Genomic DNA, 25,662 nt, shown 5'->3' on the forward strand with positions numbered 1-25,662 from the left:
TCACTATGCTGATCAGGCTGCTGCGCACTTACCTCGAGCCGTACCGCGGCGAACTCACGGGCGTTGTTGTCCTGCAGTTCATTGCGACTATGGCCGCCCTTTACCTTCCCAGTCTCAACGCCGACATCATCGACAACGGCGTGACCAAGGGAGACACCGGCTACATCCTGTCCACGGGCGGGATAATGCTCATGGTCACTCTGACGCAAATCCTGTGCTCGGTGGGGGCGGTGTTCTTCGGAGCCCGCGTCGCCATGGGTATCGGGCGTGACCTGCGAGCCTCGGTGCTCCATCAAGTCGGAACATTCTCGGCCCGCGAAGTCGGATATTTCGGTGCACCGTCACTGATCACACGCAATACCAATGACGTCCAGCAGGTTCAGATGATGGTCGTGATGAGTTGCACCATCCTCGTCATGGCTCCGATCATGTGTATCGGCGGCATCATCATGGCGGTGCGTCAGGACGTAAACCTGTCGTGGATTCTCGGCGTAAGCGTCCCGCTGCTCGTGATTGCGATGAGCTTGATCATCGCCCGCATGGTCCCAGGTTTTCGTCTCATGCAGGGGCGTCTCGACTCCGTCAACCGTGTTCTCCGTGAACAGATCACCGGCATTCGCGTAGTTCGAGCGTTTGTTCGCGAACCTTCCGAGGTCAAGCGCTTCGGTCAGGCCAACGACGAACTCACCGAGACGGCTCTCGGAGTCGGCAAGCTGATGGCGCTCATGTTCCCGTTGGTGATGCTGATCAGCAACGTCACCAGCGTGGCCGTGATCTGGTTCGGTGGGCATCAGATCGACAGCGGATCCATGGAGATCGGCTCACTCACCGCGATGCTCAGCTACATCATGCAGATCCTGATGGCTGTCATGATGGCCACGTTCATGGCCGTCATGTTGCCGCGCGCGTCGGTGTGTGCCGAACGTATTTCCGAGGTCCTCGACACCGACTCCTCAGTCATTCCGCCCAAGAATCCGATCCACGAACTTCGCACCCCCGGTGTCGTGGAACTTCGGGGAGCTCAGTTCCAGTTCCCTGGTGCCGAGGAACCGGTGCTGCGCGACATCACCTTCCGAGCCGAACCCGGCAAGACCACCGCAATTATCGGTGGTACCGGATCGGGAAAGACGACACTGCTCAATCTGATTCCGCGCCTCATCGATTCCACATCCGGATCGGTATCCGTCGGTGGCGTCGACGTCCGCGAGATCGATACGGAACTGCTGTGTTCGGTCATCGGGCTGGTCCCGCAGAAGCCGTACCTGTTCTCCGGCACCATCGCATCCAACCTTCGCTACGGAAATCCTGACGCCACCGACGCGTGGTTGTGGGAATGCCTCGAGATTGCGCAAGCCGCAGATTTTGTCCGGGACATGCCCGAAGGTTTGGACACCCCGGTCGCCCAGGGCGGTACGACGGTTTCCGGTGGTCAGCGTCAGCGACTCGCGATTGCCCGAGCCTTGGTGCGTAAGCCGCAGATTTACCTGTTCGACGATTCCTTCTCCGCCCTCGACCTCACCACGGACGCTCGCCTACGTGCAGCGCTGCGGCCGGTCACCCAGGACGCGTGCATCATCGTTGTTGCGCAGCGTATTTCCACCATCGTCGAAGCCGATCAGATCATCGTGCTCGACGACGGTGCCATCGTCGGCGTCGGCACACACGAAGAACTGCAAGTCACTTGTCCCACCTACGGCGAAATTGTCGCCTCTCAGCTAGCCGTACAGGACGCATCATGAGCAATCGACCGAGTTCTTCGCCCCCGATCGGGCCGCCCGGTGGTGGCGATCCCACCAAGAAGGCCATGAACTTTGTGCCTTCGCTCAAGCGCCTACTTGCGCGGCTCAGTCCCGACAAGCCGATTGTCATCTTGATCTTCGCTTTGGTAGCGGTCAGCGTAGTGCTGACATCGATCGCTCCGAAGATCCTGGGCAACGCCACCAACCTCATTTTCGACGGCATTATCGGTAAGACGCTGCCTTCCGGAATCACCAAGGAGCAAGCCGTCGCCGGTTTGCGCGCCGATGGCCAAGGCCAATTCGCAGACATGGTCTCAGGTATGAACGTCGTGCCCGGAACCGGAATCGATTTCGACGAAGTCGGCCGAGTGCTGATGATCGTGTTGCTGCTGTTTGTCGCTGCGGCACTGTTCAGTTGGTTGCAGTCGTACCTGCTCAACATCGTGGTTCAGCGCACCGTTCGACGGTTACGTGAGGATGTCGAGCAGAAGATCCATCGTCTTCCGTTGCGGTACTTCGATACTCATGCGCGTGGTGATGTTCTCTCGCGCGTCACCAATGACATCGACAACGTCGCACAGAGCATGCAGCAGACACTGAGCCAGCTGGTGATGTCGGTGATGACGGTGATCGGCATTCTTGTCATGATGGTGTTCATTTCCCCGATCCTGGCCTTGATCGCAATCGCGACCGTTCCCTTGTCGATCATCGTGACGGCAGTGATCGCGAAGCGTTCGCAGAAACATTTCGTGGCGCAGTGGAAGAGCACCGGCGGCATCAACGCACAGGTCGAAGAAGCTTTCAGTGGCCATGAGCTGGTCAAGGTGTTCGGCCGTCAGAACGAGGTCGAGGAGCGCTTCCGTAAGCAGAACGAAGATCTTTACCAGTCGAGTTTCAAGGCGCAGTTCATTTCCGGTCTGGTCATGCCGGCCGTCATGTTCCTCGGCAACCTCAATTACGTTGCCATCGCTGTTGTCGGCGGTATGCGTGTTGCTTCGGGAACCATGACGCTCGGTGACGTGCAGGCTTTCATCCAGTACTCGCGCCAGTTCACGCAGCCTCTGACGCAGATCGCTTCGATGACGAACCTGCTCCAGTCCGGTGTTGCGTCAGCCGAGCGGGTGTTTGCTCTTCTCGATCAGGAAGAGCAGTCCACCGACCCCGCGGATGCTCAGTCACCCGCAACGTCCACCGGCCGTGTGGCTTTCGAGAACGTCACGTTCAGCTACAAGCCCGAACAGCCTCTTATCGAGGACCTGTCGTTGGTCGCCGAGCCCGGCCAGATGGTTGCCATCGTCGGCCCCACCGGAGCCGGCAAGACCACGCTCGTCAATCTGATTCTTCGGTTCTACGAACTCAATTCGGGTCGAATCACTCTCGACGGTATCGACATCTCGAAGATGACCCGCGACGATCTGCGTTCGCGGATCGGCATGGTTCTTCAGGATGCCTGGTTGTTCGGCGGCACCATCCGCGAGAACATCGCGTACGGCAAACCGGATGCCACCGAAGAGGAAATTCAGCGCGCCGCGCAGATGAGTTACGTCGACAAGTTCGTGCATTCCCTGCCCGAGGGATACGACACCGTCATCGACGAAGAAGGCAACAACATCAGTGCGGGTGAGAAGCAGCTCATCACCATCGCGCGTGCGTTCATCGCGCAGCCATCCATACTGATCCTCGACGAGGCCACCAGTTCCGTGGACACCCGTACCGAACTCCTAGTGCAGAGTGCTACTGCCGTCCTGCGCAGTGATCGCACCAGTTTTGTTATTGCGCACCGCCTTTCGACAATTCGTGATGCAAACCTGATTGTCGTGATGGAGGACGGTCGGATCGTGGAGCAAGGCAGCCACGACGCATTGCTTGCTTCACGGGGTGCGTACTTCCGCTTGTACAACAGTCAGTTCGTGGGGGCAGAAATCTAGTCTCGGACTTCTCGACCAAGAACGGCACCGACACTCGGTTCGATCCGAGGGTCGGTGCCGTTTGTCAAGATTTGCGAGATCGTCTGCGTAGTTTGCGACTTCGGGTTCCGGCACGCATCTCTTCGCAGAGTTGTTCGTACCCCTTGGTCACCTCGTCCCACCGGTAGGTGGCGGCCGCGTGTGCCTGCGCCCGGACGCCGCGTTCCGCTGAGACGATGGGATTCGACTCGGTTTCTTCGAGTGCTGCGGCGAGTTGTGTCAGTCCGCTGAAGAAGATTCCGTTGTCTCCCAGCACTTCACGATTGAAGTTCACATCCCAGGCGATGATATTGGCAGCTGCTCCCATTGCGCGAAGTAGCGACGGGTTGGTGCCGCCAACCGTATGCCCATGGAGGTAGCTCGCTGCTCCTGCATACAGGGTGTCGAGGAGGTCTTGATCCCAGACGCCGCCAAGCCTGCGGATGCGTGGATCCGAATCGGCGAGTTCGTGGATGCGTTTTTCGTGGTCACTTTCGTAGGGCACGGAGCCGACGATGATCAGGGGTAGTTGCGCGTCGCTCTCCAGGTAGCCCTCGATGATCTTGTCGACCTGGTTTTCGGGTTCGAACCGAGCGACGATCAGGTGATAACCATGCTCGGTCAGATCGAGTTCTGCCAGACGGCTCAGATCAGTGGTGTCGCGGATGGGCGCACCGTACGGCAAGAACATGCTCTCGGTGTCGTAGCGCTGGCGGTAGTAGTCTGCGATACCTTCGGCATCGGAAATCAATTCGTCTGCAAGCCAGACGGATACACGTTCATTCGCCAGATAGTATCGGCGTCCGACCGGCCCCCATTTTCCTCGTTTCCACTCGAGTCCGTCGACGTGGACGGCGACCGGAATGCGCGCTGCGCGGATCACCGGCAGGAGCGGTGCGTTTGCAGCATTGAAGACGATGGCGGCATCGCAGCGGCGTCGGAGAAGGTGTCCGACCGATAGTGCGGTGTGGCTCAACGTCTCCAGGATGGGGTGCTTCAAAGCGGGTAGCGGCACTCGCTCCATGCCGAGGTAGGTCGGCGACCGGTCTTTGCCGCGGCAGTACACCACCACTTCGTGTCCGCCATCGACGAGGCGAGAGCCGATTTCTTCCACTGCTGTTTCGAATCCGCCGTAGCGTGCCGGCACTCCGCGTGTCCCGATCATTGCGATTCGCATCGGCGGACCTCCCTGTTGTTCGTTTCTGATTGCTGGTGTGGTGTCCGAGCACGGGCGCCGTCGCCGTGTTGGGTCTACCGTCCGAGGTCTTCAGATTCGGTAAAGATTACCAAAAAATTGCTGATACCCCAAGCTGTAGAAACTATCCAGCAAATTGTTTGATGCAGTGTAACGCCATGAGGCGCGCCACGATGCCAATATAGCAAACATATGGCAAACTAGGTCGAGCTTTCAGAAGTTGCGGATCTCCCGGTACCACTTCGGCAGTGCAGCGCACAGAAACAGGGATGTGCCGGCTAGCAGCAAGGCGTACGCAACGACAAAGCCTGCCTGCCAGCCGAACAGCACGAATATCCCGCACAGCACGCCGTAGTCGGTGGGAATGACCAGAATCGATCGAAGAGTGGCGCTAGCGCTGGAATCTGCCGGAGCCGGAGCCCGTTCCGGATGCGCGCGTCGCAACTGATCCGTCAAGATCTGAACGAAGAAAAAGACTGATGCCACCAGCGTGAAACCGATTGGAATCAAAAGTAATTCGATATCGGTCACATCGTAGTGGCGATACCAGCCGATCAGTACCGCAAGATGCAACGCAGTGGTCTTGATGCTGTCGACCACATGATCGAGCCACTCGCCGGCGGGCGTACCGCCGCCGCGTAGACGTGCGAGTTGACCGTCTGCGGAATCGAATGCGTACCCGATCAGCAATCCCACGGCGATGAGGACGCCGATCCACCAGTTAGGTTGTGCCAGTGCGATAGCCGCGATGGAGACGGCACTGAAGGCTGCGCTGATGAATGTGACCTGGTTGGGGGTGAGGCCGAGTTGGTACGCAGCCGCGGCGATAACGCGTCCGATCTTCCGATTGACGAACCGGGAATAGGCAGGAGAACCCTTGGCGGGTGGCTTTTGTGCCCCGGCCAATCGTCGGACGGTATCGGTGAACGATTCTTTGGGGAGCGAGTTGTTCTGGGCGAAAGTCATATTCGGGTGCTTCCGGTTGTCGAAATCAGGGCGTCGGCGATGTCGGTCCGATATCGCTCCGGAGAGAATCGGGTCAAGGCCTCGGCGCGTGCGCCGATTGCCTGCTCGCGGGTTGCATCCCAGTCGTCGATCGCCCTGTGGATGGCGTCCGCCAGCGCGACGGCATTTCCAGGCTCGACCAGTAGTCCGTTTCGGCCGTCGTCGATGATTTCGACGAGGCCCTGAACAGCTGAGGCCACCACGGGCCGTGCGGCTAGGTGAGCTTCCACCGCTACATTGCCAAACGGTTCAGCTCTCGACGGCACGAGTGCGATGTCCGCCGATTCGAGGGTTTCCCAGACCTGGGCGACGACGCCCAGACGCCGGATGCGGTCGCTGACACCGGAGGCGGCGGCGATGCGGCGGAGATCGTCCTCGAACCATTCGTATCCGGCGAAGACGTCTCCGGCGAGATCGAGTGTCACATCCAATCCGCGTTGGACAAGAATTCCGAGCGCTTCGACCGCAATGTCCGTACCTTTGCGCGGTGCGATTCGTCCGACGAGCACGAGTCGGATCGGTCCGGTCAGAGTGTGTCGCGGTGGCGTCGGCTCGCTCGTCGGACCGGCAACGCCGTTGTAGATCACGTTCATGCGGTGTCGAAGCATCGGTATGTCACGAATGATCAGTTCGCGACAGGCATTGCTGTTCGCGATGACGCGCCGCGACAACAGCAACTGTGCGCTCAGTCCCACACGGATGGGCTTGGCCGCGGTGTCCTCGGCTTCGTGCACATGGCAGATCACCGGGTACCTCAACAGCTTCGCGAGTACAGCCCACCAGGGGACGGTCACCGTGCTGATGTACACGACGTCGGGGGAGTGGCGGCGAAGCGTTCGCACCATGGCGGGTGTGGCACGGGCTGTCTCCCGGGCCAGTGAGAGCAGGCCGGTCGGGGACATCCTGGATTTGCGTAGGACGGGAATCGACATGATCACGACCTCGGCGCCGGATTCCTCCATGAGCGGCGCCAGCGGCCCGTTCGACGCCAGTACCACCGTCACGTTCCAGCCCCTGTTTGTCAGAGCCAGTACTGATTCCAGAACGATTCGGTCCGATCCGTACATTTCGGCACCTGGATGGACCACCAGTGCTCGTCGGGCCAGCGCTCCGGCGTAATCCACGTATTCCCCTCGACTGTTCGTTCCGGCTCGCTTGCCGTGTCCTGGCGGCTCGGAGGTGGCTCGTCGCCGGCTCGGAAGCGAACGACAAGCGAATGTAACCGTATAGTTGCAGGGAGGTTAGTTGGCAGCGCTGGGTATTGTCCACTTGGCCTTCCAAACTCGGAAGAAAGCGAAGATTTGAGTGGAAAACGTATGGAATCTCGCGCGCGCTCGATCAATTGTCCTAATTGCGGGAATGTTGCTAGGGCTGATTGTGGGCGCGGTATATGCGGGAACGGTCCCCGTTGAGAGTCGCTCGACGGCAGTTGTCTACTTCGCTGTCGACCGCGCCAAGACGGCAAGTGACTACACGGCAGGCAACACATTCGCGCAGAGCGTCATGCCTTCGTTCGCCCAGATCGTGAAGTCGCCGATCGTTCTCGATCCGGTCATCAAAGAGCTCGACCTCCAGACGACGGCCGGGAGCCTCGCCGGCCGAATGCAGGTGGATGTGCCGTCGAATACGGCTGTGATGAAGGTGACGGTCACCGACGCGACCAGTCTGCGGGCGGCGATGACGGCTAATGCGGTGATCCGGCAGCTCGACGAAGCGGTGCGAGCGCTGTCCCCGAAGGGCGAGCAGGACAGCCCCGCCATGCGAATGTCGACGGTGTCCGCGGCGGTGGCGTCGGATAAGCAGCCGACGGCAAGTCGCTTGACATTCGAAGTGCTCGGTGCCGTGGGAGGACTGCTCGTGGCGTTGGCGATCGTGGCGATTTGGGAATCATTGACCAGGCCGATTCGATCGGCCTCGGACATCGAGGCGCTGTCCGCGGTGCCGGTGTTGGCCGCAGTCACGTTCGACGGTGATCGGGTTGCGGAGTCCGCCGACGGCAATGAAGCGGAGGGTGCGGTCGGAACCTTGGTGCTGCACAACAATATTGCAGCGGTCTGCGAGAACCTCGGCGGCGTGAAGTCCGTTGCCTTCGTGCCGGTGACTGCAAGCAACGACGCCGGGGCCATTGCCGTCGACCTCGCGATGGTCTCGGTCAGGGCTCGGAATCGAATTCTGTTGGTCGACGCCGACCCGCGAGCGGCATCCGTTGCAGGCATGCTCGGCCTGCAGCCGACTCCGGGACTCTCGGAGATCCTGCAAGGTAGTGCCGGGTTCGGTGAGGTTTTACAGCACACGGCCGGTCTGGATTTTGTTGCTGCCGGTAGCGCAGTAGGAAGTCCTGCCGAGTTGTTGGTCAGTTCGAGATTGAACCCCTTCCTCGAGATCGAGTCGGCGCGCTACAAGATGCTCGTCGTCGTTGGCGGCGCTGCGCTGCCGGTAGCGGACGGTGCAACGTTGTCGGCCGCCGCCGATCTCACGATCTTGGTGGCGCGGCGTGGACACACCAAGCGTCGTGACCTCGCCGAGGCAATCGAACGGATGTCGGCGTCGGGTGGAACCCTCGCGGGTGTCGTTCTGGTGCAACGCCGTTCGTTCGCCGCGCGCGCTCGGTCACGGATCAAGAGCCGGGCTCGGAAAGGCATACGTTGATCGTCATGTGGCACAAGGGCTTATCGGCCGGCGTCGCGGTAGGCGTCGACGTGGGCGAGGCCGAGTTTCGGCCACTCTCTGGCAGAGAGATCGGGGGATTCGGCAGGCGCGGGAACGGTGAGTGCAGCGTCGATCGACTCCGTGGTGAGCGCTCCCGGGTAGAGACGGACCCAACCGGGTCCGACCTCGTCGGACAGTCTCCGAGTGATGGCGGTATCCGGAACCAGGACAGGTCTTTCGAGTGAGAGCGCGAGAAGTAGTGCCCCGGAGTTGTGCATGTCCTGATACGGGAGGACGACCAATTGTGCCGCGGTGATTTCCAGTGCCAGCGCGCTGTCCTCGACGTAGTCGAGGACAGCGCTGATGCGACCGTCCGCCCGCGTTGCGGATTCAACGACGCTGCGAAGTTCGTCGGTGCTCGGCTTGCCGACTATTCGCAGGCTTGCCCCGGCAGTGGTGACGTTCGCAAAAGACTCGAGGAGCAATTCGGTTCCCTTGTACGGGCGGATCAAACCGAACGAAATGAGTTGACCGGCTACGGGTTCGGACTTCGGGTACCTGGAGAACCAGTCAGTGTAGTCGCCGTGCGGAATGAGTATCCGCCTCGCTCCCGGAGGCACCGTGGACAACTCGTTGAGCACGATCCACGTCCGGGTGCGGCGATCACACCACCGAAGCAACGCTGCTTCGGTACGGGCGCCGGTTTCGTGTGCTCGAACATTGTGAGCAGTACGAACGATCGGTGTATCGGTGAACTGCACTCGCGCCATCATCATCGCGAAACGTACTCTGGCGGCGGCCCGGGCGAGGACGCCGTCGCGACGCATCATCACCTCGGGCCAATGGACGTGAAGTACGTCGTAGTGGCCGAGCAATGCGGTGCGCCAACTGAAGTACTGAACTTCCGCACCGGACTCCCGGACCGAGTCGGCGAGTTGCACCACGTACGGGTTGGTCGTCTTGGACGGACCACGGACAGACAGCAGCACTCTCAACGCATCGTCCGTGGACTGTCGGTCCTTGCCGAATCGAGGTCTCATGCGACCGTATCCTAAACGTATCGAGTCCCTCGATGCACGGACGGCTCGTTGTAAACGAATTTGGGAGTGCTCTTGACTTTCAGACGTTTTCGGCCCGACGCCGCAGTATCGCTGATCGTGATCGTCTGGGCGATGTACGCGGTACCGCGACTCGTACAGTCGCTGACGACGGTGAAGCGGCGGACCACCGTGGGCGATGCACTGCCGATGAGTCCACTTGCGGTCAAACTGGAACTGCTACTGCTGCTGGCCGCATTTGCCTTGTGCGCGTTCGTTATTCTTCGCGGCACGGCGGCGCTGCCTACCGATCGCCGTGTGCCGTTGGTGCTCATGCTCGCTCCCTGGATATACGTGGTGGTCAGAGATCTATACATCGATCACGTGCCGACACGCGGCGGAATGCTGTATCCATTACTGGTAGTAGCGATCTGGATACTGCGGCCGCAACTGCGCAAGCTTGCCGTGCTCGGGTATCTCGTGGTGCTGACCGCAGTGGCGTGTGTTCTTTTGGGCATTTTCCTGCCGGAAAGCGGAATCTTCATATCGAGTTCGGGTGCGGCTGTGGCGCCGACAAAAGAGATTCTTCCGCTGGGCATTCTGATCGGAATATTCACGGACGGTAACAATCTCGGGCAGTATCTGGTTCTCGGTTTGCCGACGGTGATGCTGATTCCTCGTCGGGCGGTGCGGGCGGTGGGCGTCGCCGTCACCCTGTTCGCAATCCTGTGGACTTCATCTCGATCGTCGTTGGCTGCTGCCGGACTCGCCGGCGTGGTGTGGGCGCTGCTGGCGATTGCGCCGTCCATTCTGCGTCGGCCGCTGTCGTGGTTTCTAGTGGGAGCAACTGCGGCAGTGGTGATCGGATGGCCGTTGTCCACCCCGGCCGACGACGCGTTGACCAACCGCGGCGCAATTTGGCGTCACAGCTTGGAGGCGTGGCGGAACAACCCTTGGTTCGGTTCCGGGTCGAATTGGTATTCGGTTCTGCCGCAACATGTCGGGAGTCTCGGGGGTTTCGCGTTCCACGGTCACAACCAATTCGTGCAGACCATCGCGACCGGTGGACTCGTGTTCGTGTTCCTTGTGGCCGCGATGTTCAAGGTGATCACACGGGCGGCTGCTCAGTGGAGTATGCGGGGTGTGTTCGCGCCGGTGGCGCTGTTGGCGGCATTGTTCGCCTCGTCCACGTTGGAAGTTTCGTTCGGGTTCATCGACAGAGCTTTTCTCGTTGCGGTGACTGTACTTCCGCTGATGTTCGCTGTGTTTGCGCCCCTTCCCGAGCGATGCGCGCGCGTCGGCGGCTCACCTGCCAATCCCGTGAGATCGCGGCGATGACTGCAAGCATCAGCCCGATCACCGCGCCCACTTTCAGGGTCAGGCCAGTGCGCGGCGATGACGCGAACTCAGGGACGGGCGCTCGGGAGACGTTGAGCTTCAGCATGTCCGGCTGTTCAATCTGAATCAGCCGGCCGGTGAGATCGGCCAATTGCTCGGCGACGGCGTCGGCGATCTGTGCCGCACCCTCGGCTGTGCGAGCTTTGACGGTGAATTGCAAGGTTACTGTTTCGGCGGGGATGGTGACTTCGATGTCGCGGGCCAAGGACTCCGCGGAAGTGTCGAGTCTCAGACGGCCGATGACCGGCTCCAGCACGGCGGTGGAGGTGGCGAGGGCGGCAAATGAGCGGGTAAGCGAGAGCGCTTGAGGGTAGCGGTCACTGATCTGGCGTGGCGTGCCCACCACGCCGAGTTGAAGGGCGCCTTCGGATCGGGCTATGTAGGTCTGGGGGGTGAAAATCGACACGGAAAAAGCAACTACCAGTGTCAAGACAAGTACCGCTCCGAAGGTCCGCCACTGCTTCTTGACGATTGCCAGGTAGCCCCACAGCGTCAAGGTGTCCTCCGCTGAGGTCGCCAAGATTTCAGGAACCGGACCATGGTCGACAGATTGGTTCGGTCGGCGGGGAGGGCGACCGATGGCCCGACCTACGAAGTCGAGCAAAATCGACAAATCGCTTCGAACTGAGGGAAAGACCGCCGCGGAGACGGCGGCTGCGGCCAGCGCGCAAACGATGCCTGCTGCCAGAGACGCGGATGGGGTCACAAACAGGTGAGATCCGGCAAAGGCAAGCAGTCCGGCAGGTGCCCCGAACAGCAGAATGGCCCGTAACGAGTTGCGCAACAACATCATGCTGTCCACGCCGGACACGCGGTGAACGTGCCACAGCGTGACAAGCCAGTCGACCAGAAATCCGATGGACGACGACGCAGCCACCCCGACGGCGCCCCACGGGAGTCCGGCCAGGGTGATCAGGATGACGGCAGGTCGAAGAAAGAGATACAGGCGCAACTGTGCGCCGGTCAGGCCGTGGGACAGGTACACCCAATAACAGATTTGGGATACCGAGCGGAAGATTCCTCCGATGGCAAGGAGCGCGAAGATCGGGGCTACCGCAGGCCACTGCTCGCCGAAGGCCACGGTGACCAGCGGCAGTGCCACTCCGGCGCTGACTGCTAGGGACGATGCGGTGACATACCCGCCGATCAGCTGCGCTCTGGCCAGGTACCGCCCGTAGGTCACCGGGTCACCCTGAACTTTGGAGAGAATGGGAAGTGCGACGTTGGTGAGTGGGGCGTTGATCTGGTTGAGCGGGGTCATCAGCAGTTGGTAGGCGCGGTTGTAGAACCCGAGCGTGGTGGATCCGTACATCGCTCCGATTGCGATGCTGTCGACATTCTTGGTGGCGTACCCCAATAGTTGGGTGCCGAGCAGTCCACCGCCGAAACGGAAGAACCGTCTGATCGATACGTCTCGTTGCGGAAGTCCGGGACGCCATCGGCACGCCAGGAAACTGAGCACCAGCGTCGCAACAGCCACCATGACCAACTGCGCGACGATAGCCCAGTATCCGGCACCCGAAAGTGCCAGCAGCACAGCCGTACCGACTCCGAGGGCATTTGCCAGTACGTCGGTGGTGGACAGTGCGGTGAATCGCATACTGCGCATGAGTTCAGCGCGGAACTGGGTGGACGCGCCGCTGACGATGAACACGCCGGCCACGGCGAAGACGATGGGCACGAGTTCGGATTTGCCGTAGATCCACGCGATCAGTGGTGCCATCGCCGACACTGCGATGCAACAGACGAACCCGATGCCGGTGTTGGCCCAGAACAGGTTGGTCCGTTCGGCGTCGTTCAGCTCCTTGGCCTGCACGGCGGCGAGCGAGAGTCCGAAGTCACGGATCAGATCCGCGGCGCCGGTTATGGCGACGACCATGGCGACGATGCCGAAGTCCTCCGGCGTCAGCAGCCTGGCCAACAGGATCAACGACCCGGTCTGGACCACGAATTTCACGGCCTGGAACGCGAGCGTGACCCCGCCGCCCCGCGCGGCCTTGTCGGCGAGATTCATCGGGTTTCAGGCACCGGCCGGACGGCGATACTCGAGGTAGGTGCGCCCGAAGGCACCCGCGATGATCCCCGCTCCGCGAGCTGCGATTCGGATGCCGTGTGCGCGGTGGCGGGGATTTCGGCCCAGCGCACCCAGAGCGGCTCGGGCAGTTCCACCCGCGACTCTGGTCGATCCGGCCAGCAGGAGGGCTGCGCGTAGCTTCGTGGTTCGTTTACTGCCGGAGACGAGGGCTAATTCCGTACGTGCCCAAGAGTTTCCGATTCGATAGCGTCGTCGGATCACCCAGTCGCGGGTGGCCCGTTCTGCTGGAACCACATCGGTCACGACCGCCTCGTCGCACCACGCCAGGGTGAAACCGGCCCCGGTGTATCGACGAGTGAACAGGCTGTCGGATCCTCCACTTGCGCTGAAACTCTCGTCGAATTCCAGTGAGATGGAGCGAACCAGGCGTAGATCGACGAGCAGGTTGTTGGTCGCCGCTACGCGTACTTCGGTGCCGGTGGGTAGGCGTCGGCGATCGAAGAAACCGCCGTCGGCGATCCACGGATCGAGTGGCGCCGCAAAGGTTGACACGACCGGGCCGACGACTCCGTCGGCGCCGGTGCGTAGCCGAGTTGCCAGCAGCGACGTGAGCCAGCCGGGTGTCGGGCGCTCGTCGTCGTCGATGAACACGAGGAGATCGAAGTCGGCGGATTCGGCGAGCGCCCGGTTGCGTGCGGCTGCGATGCCGGGAGTTGGTTCGTGCACGTAGGTGATGCCGTCGCCGAATTCGATTGCGGTGTCTCGACCGCCGCCCTCAGGGTCGTTGTCGATGACGAGGACAGTGGGTTGCCGAACCCCGAATGCCTCCCCAGCCTCGAAGCTATGTTTCAGCAACTCAGGAAGTAGCTCGCGTAGGTCATCTGGGCGCCGGAACGTCAAGACGGCCACGACGATTGATAAATCGGACAAACGTTCCTTGGCTGTGGTGACGGTGTTCGGGATGTCACGGCCTTTGCTGTTCACCCCCGATACGATAGCGCTTTGTGTTTGCTGAAATGTGACCAAGGCACTGATGGTGCAAGATGGGGAGTTTCGAGAATGCTACGGAGAATGCATCCGAAGAGGACAATTCGTGCGATGGGACTTGCTCTCGTCACATTGCTCACGGCCGGAGGGATGGTGGCTGGTCGGCCGGGCGACGCTGAAGCGGTTGTGCCCACTATCTTCGGCCTACCTGCAGAGACGCCGTTGCGTGTGCACAATGGAGACCTGACGATTCGGACACCGGGCACAGTGATCGAGAACCTCGATATCCGAGGTTTTGTCAGAGTCGAGGCCAGCAACGTGACCATTCGACGGTCCATCGTCCGAGGGCGTGACCCGCAGCGGACCAATCAGGCGCTGGTCGCGGCCTATGGTGACCATCGGAATTTTCGGATCGAGGATACGACGCTGAAGCCGTCGTCACCGTCTCCGTATGTCGACGGAATCAAGGGACGGAACTTCTCCGCCCGGCGGGTCGATATCTCGAAAGTCGTCGATTCGGTGGTGATTTTCGGGGACAACGTCGACTTCGGATACAGCTGGCTGCACGACAATTTGCACTATTCGCCCTGGCCACAGCAGTGGGACAACCAGACGCACGATGACAACGTGCAGATCGAGGGTGGCAGAAATATCTCCGTGCACAACAGTCGGTTGGACGGTGCACACAACGCTGCGGTGATGATCACGCAGAACTACGCGCGTGGCGTGAACATACAGATCAACGACAACATCATTTCCGGTGGTCAGTGTGGGATCAATGTCGACGAGAAGGGGCGGGGCCCGATCGGACTGTCGATCAAGAACAACAGGTTCGGCAAGACCGGAATCCCGGATTGTGGGATTCTCGCGCCCAAAACGTCCGTTGGCGATTGGACGATGAATTCGTGGGTTGCCACCGGCAATTCTGTCCGAGTTCGCAATCCGCGAAAAAAGAAGTAACTTGTTGGTTGCTGGCAGTGATTCTGCCCGTGGATCCAACACGCGTCGGGGGGGAATGAACCCGTGTGTGTTCCACCTTGCAACCGGGAGTACGAATGACCGAAATCGTTGGCACGCGCGTCGTCGGACATCAGGACCGCTGGCGTAGATGGCGTCAGGTGGCCGCGGCGTGCGTTTCGGGGGTGACAGCTCTGGCTGTCGTGGGATCGCTGACAGTCGGCACAGCAACCGCCGACACTGTGCCCGTCGACCCCTCGACGCCGGCAACGGTGTCCTCGGATCCACTACCTACCGTCCAGGTGGACGGCGTGGTGTGGGCGCAGATCGTCGTTGGCAACACGGTGTACGTGACGGGTAAATTCGCCAACGCCCGGCCGGCGGGGGCTGAGCCGGGCACAAACCTCATCCCGAGGTCGAACGCCCTGGCCTACGACCTCGAAACCGGAGAACTCAAGCCGTGGGCACCTACGCTCAACGGTCAGGGGCGTGCGCTCGAAGCGTCCACGGATGGCAAAACGGTCCTTGTCGGCGGTGATTTCACCAATGTCGGTGGGGTCAAACGGTATCGGCTGGCTGCTCTTGATGCGGACAGTGGTGCGGTGAAACCCATGATGACGGCAGCACTGGACGCCGGTGTGCGTGCTCTCGAAGTCCGAGGCGACACGCTGTTCGTCGGCGGAATCTTCAATAGCGTTGGTGGACAAGCGCGTCAGAGGCTGGCGGCATTCGATGTCGGAACGGGTGCGGTTTTGCCGTGGGCACCCAGTGCCAACGCTGAAGTGTTGGCCATAACGGCGCCTCCGGGAAGTAACAAGGTTGTGGTCGGTGGACGCTTCACGACACTGAACGGCGCAACCAACGTCGGCGTCGGCTCTCTCGACGCCATTTCGGCTGCGGCCATTTCGTTTCCCACCAACACGGTTGTGACTAATTCTGGTAGCAACTCCGCGATCTACAGCTTGAGTAGCGATACCGGCACCGTGTATGGCACCGGCTATTCGTACGGGTCAGGAAATCTCGAGAGCGTTTTTGCCTCCGACGTTGCGACCGGGAATCTTCGATGGATCAGCGGGTGTCGGGGTGATACGTACTCCAACGTGACGATCGGCGACGTGATGTACATCGCCGGCCATCCGCACGACTGCAGTCAGATCGGTGGCCAACCGCAGACCACTCCGTGGAGTTACCAGTGGACGTTGGCATTTCGCACGAACACGACAGGAGCGGTCAACTCGAGCGGCAACTTCCTCGGCAAGCCGGCCCCGGAGATACTTCACTGGTTGCCGTCGTTGGCGCCGGGCACCTTCACCGGCCAGAATCAGGCAGGCTGGTCGATCGCAGGCAACGATCGATACATCGTTGTCGGCGGTGAGTTCCCGAAGGTCAATGGTGTTGCGCAACAGGGCCTTGTGCGGTTCGCTGTCAAACCGCTGTCGCCGAACGCGGAAAAGCCGGTCGGCTACGACGAGCTCACACCGACCTTTGCCGATGTAGGCCCCGGTGCGATCCGTGCGACGTGGAAGGCTGCCTGGGACCGTGACAACAGCCATTTGACTTACGAGTTGCTTCGCGGCGCGGAACTGTCGACTACTACGGTTGTCGCGACCACGGCCAATGATGCTCAATGGTGGAATCGGGGACGGATGGGTGTCACCGACACATCGGCGCCGCCCGGCTCGACCCAGACGTATCGGGTCCGGGTCACGGATGCGTACGGCAACAGCACGATCGGGCAGAGTGCGACGGGTACGGTGCCGATGGGAAGTTCGGCGGCGAGCGAATACCAGCAGTTGATTGCCGCTGATGGCGCCAATCACTACTGGCGACTGGGTGAGGCGTCGGGGACCCGCGTGGCCGATTGGGCGGGTGATTCCGATCTGACTTTGGGAACTTCCAATCGCACTGTCGTCGGCGGCGCGATCGTCGGTGATCCGAACACTGCGACGTCGTTCTCGTCCGGATCCACTACCGGTGGGCCGGCGCAGTTCGCGCCGCAGACCTTCAGTGCCGAGGCGTGGTTCAACACCACCACCCGTTCCGGTGGAAGGATCATCGGTTTCGGTACTGCGAACAATGTGAACGGCGGTGCCAACGATCGTAATGTGTACATGAACAATTCGGGCCAGTTGACGTTCGGTACGTATGTGCTCGGAAACCGGACGGTGAACAGTCCGGCATCGTACAACGACGGCAAGTGGCATCACGTCGTAGCCACCATGGGGAGCGTCGGGCTGCGACTGTATGTGGACGGTCAGCCGGTGGCCGAACGCACCGACACCAAACTGGGCGAGTACTACACCGCCGGGTACTGGCGGGTCGGCGGTGGCAACTTGGGCAATTGGCCGTCGGCTCCGAGTAGCCAGTATTTCGTGGGTGCGCTCGACGAGGTTGCGGTCTACAGCTCGGCGTTGAGTTCAAATGCGGTGCAAGAGCATTGGCGACGTGGGCAAGGAGTGGTAACGAACAAGCCGCCGGTGGCGTCCTTCACGGAGACGGTGAAGGATCTGTCAGTAGCCTTCGACGGCAGCGCTTCCAGTGATCCGGACGGAACCATTGCGTCGTACGAGTGGAACTTCGGTGACAATGCGACGGGTAACACGGCAAAGGTGGACCACACGTATGCGGCCGCAGGAACGTATACCGTCACCCTGACGGTCACGGACAGCTCCGGCGCGAAGAGCACTGTGACACATCCCGTTTCGGTCAAGGCCGTGACAACTCCGCCGGTTGGTGATATCGAGGTGGTCAAGGACGACTTCGGCAGGGAAACGGTATCGGGACTGGGCGAGGCGGAGCTCGGTGGAACGTGGTCGGTGTCCGGTGGCGGAGCCAAGGCCTCGGTGGACTCGGGTTCGGCCAAAGTGACGGTGCCGGCAGGTCGTTCGGCGACGATGTTGTTGCCTGCTGTCACTGCTGGTGATCTCGACGTGTCACATTCGATGTGGCTGGAAGCGATGCCGACCGGTGGCGGCGCGTATCTGTCGACACTGCTACGCAGTAGTGCTGCCGGCGATTACCGTTCGCGGGTAAGGATTCTCGCTGACGGCTCGGTGCAGGTTTCCTTGACCAAGGTGGTGGCGGGTACTGAAACGGTACTCGGTTCGGTCGTGACACTGCCCGGCTTGACGTACACGGCAGGTAAGCACCTGCGGGTCCGTGCTCAGGTTCTCGGTTCGTCGCCGTCCACGCTGCAGGTAAAGGTGTGGGACGAGGATCTGGCAGAGCCTGCGGCGTGGACAAGATCCGTGACCGATTCCACTGCAGGACTGCAGGAGACGGGTTCGACGGGCTTGGCTGTGTATATCTCGGGGTCGTCTACCGACCCTGTTGTGGCGCGGTTCGACAACTTCGAGGCCGTAGAACCGGCCTAGACATGGATGAGACATCGCCCGCCCATTCGGTAGGGGCGGGCGATGTCGTGTTTCGGGGGATCAGGAGTAGGTGACGCGGATGTTGCGGAACGACGCCTGGGCATCGGTGCCGGAATAGTTGCGCGCCACTGTGAAGTAGTCGCCGGCTGCCGTGCGAGGTGCGGTGACGGATGTAGATTCGGCCCCTTGTCCCGGATTATGTTCGACCGTAACAGAATTCGTATTTACGGTAATTCGTAGCGTCTGCCACTGGCCGACGGCCGACGCTTCTCCGATTGCCGCAGATTGCAGCGTGGAGAATCCGTTGTCTTCGGGAATGCTGCGCAATTCCACAGTCCCCGTGGACCGCAGAATGGCGAGCTGACCTTGGCCGGTTCCGGGGGCCACCTTGCCCAGTCGGTACATGGAATCGTCGTCGCGTCCGATGACGACCGCCAGGTGATCGGACGAGAGCGGTGGCGCCGCGCCGAACTGTGCTTCGACGGTGATGACGTACGGGGCTGCGGGTACCGGGCACATCGACCCCATCGACAGAGATTGTGGAACTGTACTGTCGGCCAGCAGGATCGAGCCGTCCGGTCCCCATTCGGGTGCCGTGGACGATGAGATGCTGCCTGTCAGGTCGCCTGGTGCGATCCGCCCGGTGACAAAGGTGTCGTGTGGGCTCGGCTCGGCGGGGAGTGCCAGATAACTCCACGACGAGCACATGAACCCCTGCACTCCCGCCTTCGACAGGTACCGAAGCTGGGAGCGGCGGCTCACAGGCCACGCGATCACCGGTTTCCCGGTCGCCACGGCGCTCTGGATCAAGGATTTGTGCAGTTCGGTCGGCGCACCGACGGCGGCCGACATTCCGATTGCGTCTGATCGGTCGGCGGCCTCCGCGATTTCAACTTCGGTTACCCCCGCATGGAGGTACGTCCAGATGGAGAGCCCAGCCGCGCGTGCGGCGGCCTCGCCTTCTCGGGCGGCGAACGGTTGCGTGAATACGGTGGCGTCGCCGAGCTGTTTCGAGGTGACGGCGTCGATGACATCGATGGTGGCTTCCGGGTTCTTGGACTCGACAAAGAGAACAGCCCGCTTGCCGAGTCGGTCGAGAACCTCTGAGAACAAGGGAATTGGCTGCAAGCCCCAGTTCGGTCCGACCCAGCGGGTGAGATCGATGTGGCTCTTGCTCAGTTCGTCGTAGGTGACATCCGCAATGGTGATGTTCTGATCGCTCGTTTTGAGCAATGTCGGGTCCTGATGGCAGACGAGGATGCCGTCCCGGGTGCGGTGGACGACGATGCTTATCGCCTCGGCGCCGCGGTCGATGATTCGAGAATATGCGGCCAGGGTGTGCTCGGGCGCCTCGTCCCCGGCTCCGCGGTGAGCGATGAAGAACTTGTCGCGGGCCAGGAATTGTTGCGCCGGAGACTGGTTCGAGGCACTGGGGTCAGTACAGGCAGCCAGCGCGGATCCGCCCGCAATTCCCAACCCGAGGGCGGCGGCGACGCGGAATGCGCTGCGCCTGGACAGAGCGGTCTGCCGTGGTACCTCGGCCGCCATGTCAGCGGGAGACGGCGATTACGTTCTGGGAATCGGTGTGGCCCACTTCGAATATCGTGGAATCACGCCCGTCCTCCGGAATCTGGAACACGTATGCACCCTGTCTGTGCTCGCCCGGAGCTAGTGATCCGCTGACCGGTGTGGCTGTGTCGGCTGCACCGGGTGCCGCCGGCAACCTGTCACCGTAGTAGGCCGTGACGGTCAAAGTATCCAGCGAGATATCCGTGGTGGCCTTGTTCACGAAGTCGAGTGTCACGCTCACGCCACTGCCGGCGATCTCGCCGGGTCCGTTGGCGACGAGCTCGAGCGGTTCGGTGCTCACTGCCGTGACCTCGAGTCCGTTGGAGAGTGGGCTCGGCTGTTCGATCGGCACGGGCGGGAGCGTGGAGATGCTCTCCGCCGGAGCGTCTGTGATGCCTGGCGGCGGCGGCGGGCCTGAGGCGCCGGCGGAGGCGTCGGAACATGCTGAGAGCAGGGTGATCGCCAGCAGGGCGGACATCCCGACCAAGCGAGACGAAGGCGCGAACCTGGAAATCCGTTGCGGTTTCCTCATATTTTGGTGCTCGGGTGACGCGAACTGACGGACATCTCGAGGGCTGCGCGGAGCAACGTGCTTGATGTGTCGAGGGTGTAGGGAAAATAGACCACCTCGACGCCGACGGCCGCGAATTCCCGCTCCAGTTCGAGGCCCTTCGGCGTTCCTCGCCAATCGTCTCCCTTGAAGATCGCATCGAACCCCACATTGCGCCAGGTGTCGATCTTGTGTGGCTCGGTTTCGGCGATGGCCTCGTCGACGTAGTCGATGCTTGCGACGATCTCGATCCGCTCGGAGAGGGGAATTACAGGATTGCGGCCCTTGGCCAGGAACGCCATCTCGTCGGAGACGACGCCTGCGATCAGGTAGTCACATTGGCTTGCCGCGTGCTTGAGGATGTTGAGATGCCCGATGTGGAACATGTCGTACACACCGGGCGCGTAACCGATACGACGGGTCACCATCTGCTCCCTGCGTGAGGTTTGCTGGAGGTTCCAGCCGGTCGCTGTCTCATGGTTAACCAACTTCACTGTCATGGTCACTGTAATGTTGCTGGAAACTGCAGCCTGTATGCGAGTTGCCTGGGCAAATGTAGCTTATTTTGGTACATAGTAGAGAATGGCCGTAGATAATTTCGCATCTAGCAATTATCTCGCAACTTATGTCCGGTTTGGAAGCTAGTCAATTTCAGGGGGAGTCTGAGTGTTTGCGCGACGGATTGCTGTCGTCGGGACAGGGTATGTAGGACTTACGACGGGCGCGTGCCTGGCGTCGCTCGGACATCACGTGATTTGTGCCGATGTCGACGAGGAAAAGATCCGGCGCCTGCGGGACGGGACGGTGGACATCCTCGAGCCCGGTCTGTCGGATCTGGTGGCAGAAGGCCTCGCTGCCGGACGTCTGTCGTTCACCGTCGGTGCGGCTGTCGCCGTCGCACAGCACACCGCTGGTGTCGAGGTGGTGTTCCTCTGTGTCCCCACTCCGATGGGGGTCGGTGGCGTAGCGGATCTGCGAGCCGTCGAAGCGGTGCTGGACGAGGTCCGCGACGCGCTGCCGGCTGGTTGTGTGATCGTGAACAAGTCCACTGTCCCGGTCGGGACGGCTATTCGAACCGCGGAGTTGCTAGGTCGCCCCGATGTGGCGGTCACCAGTAATCCGGAGTTCCTGCGAGAAGGTACTGCGGTTCGCGACTTCCTCAACCCCGACCGGATCGTTGTCGGCAGCTCGGCGCAAGACGCCGCAGAACGCGTCGCGGCACTGTATTCCAAGTTGGGGGCCCCGACGGTGCTCACCGACTCGGCCAGCGCCGAATTGGTGAAGTATGCGGCCAATGGTTTTTTGGCGATGAAGTTGTCGTACGTCAATGCTGTCGCTGAACTGTGTGAACGATTGGGCGCAGACATTCTGGATGTGACCGAAGGCATGAGCTACGACCGCAGGATCGGGCGTGAGTTCCTCGATCCGGGCCCGGGATGGGGCGGGTCGTGCCTCCCGAAGGACACCCAGGCGCTGCTTCAGGTGGCTGATGCCGCCGATTTCGAGTTCCGTCTCATGCGGGCGTCGATCGACACCAATACGCGTCAGCGTCAGCGGATGGTGGACAAGATTCGCCTGGCGATCACCGGCAGCCGGACCGGCTCCCTGAACCGTACGCGCGTGGCATTGCTCGGTCTGACGTTCAAGGCGGGTACCAACGATCTTCGTGATTCCCCGGCGCTCATGATCGCTGCGTTGCTGAGGCAGGCCGGCGCTGAGCTGGTCGGATACGATCCAGCGATCCCCGCATCGACGTCACACCCGGATTTGGTGGGCATCGAACTGGCCGCTGACGTGTATGCCGCCCTCTCCGAAGTCGATGCTGCCGTCGTACTGACCGAGTGGCCGGAGTTCCGCACCCTCGATTGGTCGAGGATCGCCGGCCTGATGCGTGCTCCGAGCGTGATCGACACTCGAAATCTGTTGGATGCGGACGTCATGGCGCGTGCAGGCCTGACGTGGACAGGAGTTGGCCGACGTCAGTCCGCAGATAACGCTTCCTGCTGATTGCAGGATCGTGACCAGGGACTATCAAGATGCTCGCGTAGCTGTGACAGGATTGTGCCGTGAATTCTGCAGTACAGCCCCAGCCCGATGCGTCTCCGTCGAAGCGCCCCGAATCTATCTTCACGATCGGGACCCGCCTCGAAGACCGTCTGGGTCGGACCGGCACCATCCACACGCCGCATGGTGACATCGCGACGCCGTCGTTCGTGGTGGTCGGAACCAAGGCGACGGTCAAGGCCGTGCTGCCGGAATCCATCAAGGATCTCGGCACACAATCGGTGCTCGCCAACGCCTATCACCTGTACCTGCAGCCTGGCGCCGACATCGTCGACGAAGCCGGCGGTCTGGGCAAGTTCATGAACTGGGACGGACCCACCTTCACCGACAGTGGTGGATTCCAGGTCATGTCGCTGGGCGTCGGGTTCAAGAAGGTGCTCGCGATGGAGTCCGTCGGAGTGCAGTCCGACGACGTCATCGCCAAGGGCAAGGAACGCCTCGCCACTGTCGACGACGAGGGTGTCACCTTCAAATCGCACCTCGACGGCAGCAAGCATCGCTTCACGCCTGAGGTGTCGATGCAGATTCAGCATCAGTTGGGTGCAGACATCATGTTCGCGTTCGACGAGCTCACCACCCTGCTCAACACTCGTGGTTATCAGGAGCGGTCTGTCGAGCGCACGCAAGCGTGGGCGATCCGCTGCATCAACGAACATGAAAAGCTCACCGCTGAGCGTGCCGACAAGCCGTACCAGGCGCTGTTCGGTGTGGTCCAGGGCGCGCAGTACGAGGATCTGCGTCGCCAAGCGTGCCGTGGCCTCGAGTCCATCGAGGGCGAGAACGGCTACGGATTCGACGGTTACGGCATTGGCGGCGCCCTCGAGAAGCAGAACCTCGGCACCATCGTTCGCTGGTGCAATGAGGAACTGCCCGAGCACAAGCCCCGCCACATGCTCGGCATCAGTGAGCCCGACGACTTCTTTGTTGCCATCGAGAACGGCGCGGACACTTTCGACTGCGTCAACCCGTCACGAGTGGCGCGCAACGCCGCGATCTACGTGCGCTCCGGCAGATTCAACATCAACACCAGTCGCTTCCGCCGCGATTTCACACCGATCGACGACGAGTGCGACTGCTACACCTGCGCCAACTACACCCGCGCTTACATCCATCACCTGTTCAAGGCGAAGGAAATGCTCGCTTCGACGCTCTGCACCATTCACAACGAGCGTTTCACCGTGAAGTTGGTCGACGACATCCGTGCCAGCATCGAAGGTGGATATTTCCACGACTTCAAGGCCGACATGCTCGGAAAGTTTTATGCCAAGAAGATCCAGGCGGCTCAGCTGTAGGTCGGTTCGCGCTTCTTCACATACGCGATGACGCGGTACGTGATCGGCATGACCAGAACCTCGACGAGTGTCTTCCAGAGGAAGCCGACCAGCACGTAGTTGATGAAGTCTTCCCAGGTGCTGATGCCGATCACGCCGGCCGCGATGGAACAGAAGATGAGGGTGTCGGCGAATTCTCCGACAACCGTCGAGCCGATCAAACGCGCCCACAGGTGCTTTTCCTGCATGCGCTTCTTCATCATGACCAGAACGAGCGAGTTCAGGAGCTGCCCGACGAGGTAGGCGGCCAATCCGGCGACCAGGAGCCTGGGGATAACGCCGACGACGGTTTCCAGGGATTCCTGATTTTCGTAGAAGGCGGCCGACGGCAACTGAACGGCGAGCCAGAAGCACGCAGCCGCAAGCATGAGCGCCCCGAAGCCGAGATAGATCGCGCGTCGGGTGGCTTTGAAGCCGTAGACCTCACTGAGGACGTCGCCGAGTACGTACGCGAGCGGGAAGAGGAAGAACCCGCCGTCGGTGATGATCGGGAGAAGCTGAATCGGCCCCAATGAGAACTCGGAGTCCGAGAAGAATGCAACGCCTTTGGTCGCGGCCACATTCGAGATCAGTAGTGTCGCGGTGAAGAGGGCGACAATCGTCGGGTAGTAACCCGTACTGACGTGCGCAAACTTGGTCTCTTGAGCTGTTTCGTCTTGCTGATCCTGAGCTGTCACGTCAGCAATCCAAGCACCTCCGGGCGCTCGGAAGCGAGTTGGCGACCGTCCAGTTGTCGAGAACACACCGAAGGCCCGGCAGTTTCACGGGGAAACTGCCGGGCCTTCGGTGTGTAGAACGGATCAGATGGCAGCGACGAACCGGCCGGTGAGGACGCGGTACGCGTAGGTAGAAGCGATCAACGAGATGGGTAACGTCACGAGCAATCCAACGAGCAACAGGATCGTTCCGACGATGTTGATGCCGATCAGAGTCAGTGCGAGAAGGAGTAGTGGCCCCACGTTCTTGGATGTGAGGGCAAAACTGGACTTGATGCCGCTGATTGCATCCTGATTCTGATCGATCACAAATGTGAGCGTGTAGTACGTCAGGAAGATGACGATCAGGCCAGGGATGATGCACAGGACCAGGCCGATTCCCGACGCGATACTGATGATCACGCTGGCGAGAACGATTGCTCCGACATTCGTGATCTGGATGAACGAGCCGAATGCGGGTTTGTTGCCGTCGATCTCGTGCAAGGCTCCACGAATGAAGGCCGCCTGGATGAGAAAGCCGACGATTGCCGAAACGAGACTGCCGATGAGGGCGAGAACCGAAATTTCGCCAGGACTCGAAGCGCTACCGAAGACGAGTTGGATAAGGCCACTGATGACGACTGCAGCCAGTGTCACTCCGATCCAAACCAGAGCATTGTTCTTGAACCGCTCCCAGCCGTAAGTCAGTGCAGCACCGACAGAAAGCTGAGGTCCACCGAACCCTGCGCCGTAGTCGTTCGCCGGCGGCGGCGGAAAGTTACTGCCCTGGGGCGGTGGCGGGTATCCACCAGGCGGGGGGTAGTTGCCCGGAGGGGGAGGGTTTCCACCCGGCGGCGGGTAATTGCCACCCGGAGGCGGATAGTTTCCACCCGGAGGCGGGTAGTTGCCCGGAGGAGGTGGGTAGTTTCCACCCGGGGGCGGGTAGTTTCCGGGCGGCGGGCCCGCGGGCGGCTGAAATCCGCCACCGGGAGGGGGCGTTACCGGCGGCGGGTAGCTACCAGGCGGCGGTGTTTGAGGCCGACTGTAGGGATCTTGTGGTGGTTGCTTTCCCTCGTCTGGATTTTTGTTGGGGTCGTACCCGCCGGTCGTCATCGTTTCCCCTCATCGTGA

The 25,662-nt window shown here is 61.1% G+C and carries 18 protein-coding genes and 1 pseudogene; 8 read left to right on the forward strand and 11 right to left on the reverse strand.

Going from position 1 to position 25,662, the window contains the following annotated elements:
• Positions 1–5: 5 nt before the first annotated feature.
• A complete protein-coding gene (locus MTX36_RS13545) occupies positions 6–1,739 on the forward strand; it encodes an ABC transporter ATP-binding protein (protein WP_243620239.1) in 1,734 nt (577 codons plus the stop codon).
• Positions 1,736–3,667 carry an ABC transporter ATP-binding protein gene (locus MTX36_RS13550; RefSeq protein WP_279394575.1) on the forward strand — a complete coding sequence of 644 codons (1,932 nt, stop codon included), beginning with the start codon at positions 1,736–1,738 and terminating at the stop codon, positions 3,665–3,667. Before MTX36_RS13545 ends, MTX36_RS13550 begins: the two co-directional genes overlap by 4 nt.
• Positions 3,668–3,731: 64 nt before the next feature.
• Here MTX36_RS13550 and MTX36_RS13555 read toward each other — a convergent pair whose 3' ends face one another.
• The 3 genes from MTX36_RS13555 to MTX36_RS13565 form a co-directional block, all read right to left on the reverse strand.
• Positions 3,732–4,862 carry a DUF1972 domain-containing protein gene (locus tag MTX36_RS13555; RefSeq protein ID WP_243620240.1) on the reverse strand — a complete coding sequence of 377 codons (1,131 nt, stop codon included), beginning with the start codon at positions 4,860–4,862 and terminating at the stop codon, positions 3,732–3,734.
• A gap of 231 nt (positions 4,863–5,093) precedes the next feature.
• Positions 5,094–5,846, reverse strand: a complete 753-nt coding sequence (locus MTX36_RS13560; protein ID WP_243620241.1) for a CDP-alcohol phosphatidyltransferase family protein — start codon at positions 5,844–5,846, stop codon at positions 5,094–5,096.
• The gene (locus MTX36_RS13565) at positions 5,843–7,009 is read right to left on the reverse strand and encodes a glycosyltransferase (RefSeq protein ID WP_243620242.1); all 1,167 of its coding nucleotides are present in this window, start codon (positions 7,007–7,009) and stop codon (positions 5,843–5,845) included. The genes MTX36_RS13560 and MTX36_RS13565 overlap by 4 nt, the downstream gene beginning before the upstream one ends.
• Before the next feature lie 235 nt (positions 7,010–7,244).
• Here MTX36_RS13565 and MTX36_RS13570 point away from each other — a divergent pair, with 235 nt between their 5' ends.
• Complete coding sequence (locus tag MTX36_RS13570) at positions 7,245–8,534, forward strand: polysaccharide biosynthesis tyrosine autokinase (RefSeq protein ID WP_243620243.1); 1,290 nt, start codon at positions 7,245–7,247, stop codon at positions 8,532–8,534.
• A 20-nt stretch (positions 8,535–8,554) separates the two neighbouring features.
• On the opposite strand, the gene MTX36_RS13575 is transcribed toward MTX36_RS13570, so the two are convergent.
• Entirely contained in the window at positions 8,555–9,574 is a 1,020-nt protein-coding gene (locus tag MTX36_RS13575) for a glycosyltransferase (RefSeq protein ID WP_243620244.1), read from the reverse strand.
• A gap of 663 nt (positions 9,575–10,237) precedes the next feature.
• Between MTX36_RS13575 and MTX36_RS13580 the strand changes: the two are divergent.
• Positions 10,238–10,645, forward strand: a pseudogene (locus tag MTX36_RS13580) (O-antigen ligase family protein); the annotation flags it as partial.
• A gap of 136 nt (positions 10,646–10,781) precedes the next feature.
• Here MTX36_RS13580 and MTX36_RS13585 read toward each other — a convergent pair.
• Together MTX36_RS13585 and MTX36_RS13590 are read right to left on the reverse strand one after the other, a co-directional pair.
• Positions 10,782–12,983 (reverse strand): oligosaccharide flippase family protein, encoded by a 2,202-nt coding sequence (locus MTX36_RS13585; protein ID WP_243620245.1) that lies wholly within the window; start codon positions 12,981–12,983, stop codon positions 10,782–10,784.
• A gap of 6 nt (positions 12,984–12,989) precedes the next feature.
• Positions 12,990–13,988 carry a glycosyltransferase family 2 protein gene (locus MTX36_RS13590; RefSeq protein ID WP_243620246.1) on the reverse strand — a complete coding sequence of 333 codons (999 nt, stop codon included), beginning with the start codon at positions 13,986–13,988 and terminating at the stop codon, positions 12,990–12,992.
• 114 nt (positions 13,989–14,102) lie between these two features.
• Here MTX36_RS13590 and MTX36_RS13595 point away from each other — a divergent pair, with 114 nt between their 5' ends.
• Together MTX36_RS13595 and MTX36_RS13600 are read left to right on the forward strand one after the other, a co-directional pair.
• Entirely contained in the window at positions 14,103–14,951 is an 849-nt protein-coding gene (locus MTX36_RS13595) for a hypothetical protein (protein WP_243620247.1), read from the forward strand.
• Between the two features lie 95 nt (positions 14,952–15,046).
• Positions 15,047–18,322 (forward strand): LamG-like jellyroll fold domain-containing protein, encoded by a 3,276-nt coding sequence (locus tag MTX36_RS13600; protein WP_243620248.1) that lies wholly within the window; start codon positions 15,047–15,049, stop codon positions 18,320–18,322.
• Positions 18,323–18,382: 60 nt separating this feature from the next.
• Here MTX36_RS13600 and MTX36_RS13605 read toward each other — a convergent pair whose 3' ends face one another.
• From MTX36_RS13605 to MTX36_RS13615, 3 genes are read right to left on the reverse strand one after another with little or no spacing between them, the layout of a single operon-like run.
• Entirely contained in the window at positions 18,383–19,870 is a 1,488-nt protein-coding gene (locus MTX36_RS13605; protein ID WP_243620249.1) for a glycerophosphodiester phosphodiesterase family protein, read from the reverse strand.
• Between the two features lies 1 nt (position 19,871).
• A complete protein-coding gene (locus MTX36_RS13610) occupies positions 19,872–20,369 on the reverse strand; it encodes a DUF4352 domain-containing protein (RefSeq protein WP_243620250.1) in 498 nt (165 codons plus the stop codon).
• Positions 20,370–20,419: 50 nt separating this feature from the next.
• A complete protein-coding gene (locus MTX36_RS13615) occupies positions 20,420–20,869 on the reverse strand; it encodes an adenylyltransferase/cytidyltransferase family protein (RefSeq protein ID WP_243620251.1) in 450 nt (149 codons plus the stop codon).
• 238 nt (positions 20,870–21,107) lie between these two features.
• On the opposite strand from MTX36_RS13615, the gene MTX36_RS13620 reads away from it, so the two are divergent.
• Together MTX36_RS13620 and tgt are read left to right on the forward strand one after the other, a co-directional pair.
• On the forward strand, positions 21,108–22,448 hold the full coding sequence (locus MTX36_RS13620) for a UDP-glucose/GDP-mannose dehydrogenase family protein (protein WP_243620252.1): 1,341 nt from the start codon (positions 21,108–21,110) through the stop codon (positions 22,446–22,448).
• A gap of 59 nt (positions 22,449–22,507) precedes the next feature.
• Positions 22,508–23,797, forward strand: a complete 1,290-nt coding sequence (tgt, locus tag MTX36_RS13625) for a tRNA guanosine(34) transglycosylase Tgt (RefSeq protein ID WP_243620253.1) — start codon at positions 22,508–22,510, stop codon at positions 23,795–23,797.
• On the opposite strand, the gene MTX36_RS13630 is transcribed toward tgt, so the two are convergent.
• Complete coding sequence (locus MTX36_RS13630; RefSeq protein ID WP_243620254.1) at positions 23,788–24,513, reverse strand: queuosine precursor transporter; 726 nt, start codon at positions 24,511–24,513, stop codon at positions 23,788–23,790. The two genes, tgt and MTX36_RS13630, sit on opposite strands and share 10 nt — an antisense overlap.
• A gap of 123 nt (positions 24,514–24,636) precedes the next feature.
• Positions 24,637–25,644, reverse strand: a complete 1,008-nt coding sequence (locus MTX36_RS13635; protein WP_243620255.1) for a hypothetical protein — start codon at positions 25,642–25,644, stop codon at positions 24,637–24,639.
• Between the last annotated feature and the right edge of the window lie 18 nt (positions 25,645–25,662).

Source organism: Rhodococcus sp. ARC_M6 (genome assembly GCF_022810305.1).
Lineage (GTDB): Bacteria > Actinomycetota > Actinomycetes > Mycobacteriales > Mycobacteriaceae > Rhodococcus_F.

Bases quoted from the DNA above. Each gene is read 5' to 3' on its own strand.
- MTX36_RS13600 (WP_243620248.1), top strand. From the start codon at position 15,047: ATGACCGAAATCGTTGGCACGCGCGTCGTCGGACATCAGGACCGCTGG.
- MTX36_RS13605 (WP_243620249.1), bottom strand. From the start codon at position 19,870: ATGGCGGCCGAGGTACCACGGCAGACCGCTCTGTCCAGGCGCAGCGCA.
- MTX36_RS13575 (WP_243620244.1), bottom strand. From the start codon at position 9,574: ATGAGACCTCGATTCGGCAAGGACCGACAGTCCACGGACGATGCGTTG.
- MTX36_RS13560 (WP_243620241.1), bottom strand. From the start codon at position 5,846: ATGACTTTCGCCCAGAACAACTCGCTCCCCAAAGAATCGTTCACCGAT.
- MTX36_RS13555 (WP_243620240.1), bottom strand. From the start codon at position 4,862: ATGCGAATCGCAATGATCGGGACACGCGGAGTGCCGGCACGCTACGGC.
- MTX36_RS13585 (WP_243620245.1), bottom strand. From the start codon at position 12,983: ATGAATCTCGCCGACAAGGCCGCGCGGGGCGGCGGGGTCACGCTCGCG.
- MTX36_RS13595 (WP_243620247.1), top strand. From the start codon at position 14,103: ATGGGACTTGCTCTCGTCACATTGCTCACGGCCGGAGGGATGGTGGCT.
- MTX36_RS13550 (WP_279394575.1), top strand. From the start codon at position 1,736: ATGAGCAATCGACCGAGTTCTTCGCCCCCGATCGGGCCGCCCGGTGGT.
- MTX36_RS13570 (WP_243620243.1), top strand. From the start codon at position 7,245: ATGTTGCTAGGGCTGATTGTGGGCGCGGTATATGCGGGAACGGTCCCC.
- MTX36_RS13615 (WP_243620251.1), bottom strand. From the start codon at position 20,869: ATGGTGACCCGTCGTATCGGTTACGCGCCCGGTGTGTACGACATGTTC.
- MTX36_RS13610 (WP_243620250.1), bottom strand. From the start codon at position 20,369: ATGTCCGCCCTGCTGGCGATCACCCTGCTCTCAGCATGTTCCGACGCC.
- MTX36_RS13545 (WP_243620239.1), top strand. From the start codon at position 6: ATGCTGATCAGGCTGCTGCGCACTTACCTCGAGCCGTACCGCGGCGAA.
- MTX36_RS13635 (WP_243620255.1), bottom strand. From the start codon at position 25,644: ATGACGACCGGCGGGTACGACCCCAACAAAAATCCAGACGAGGGAAAG.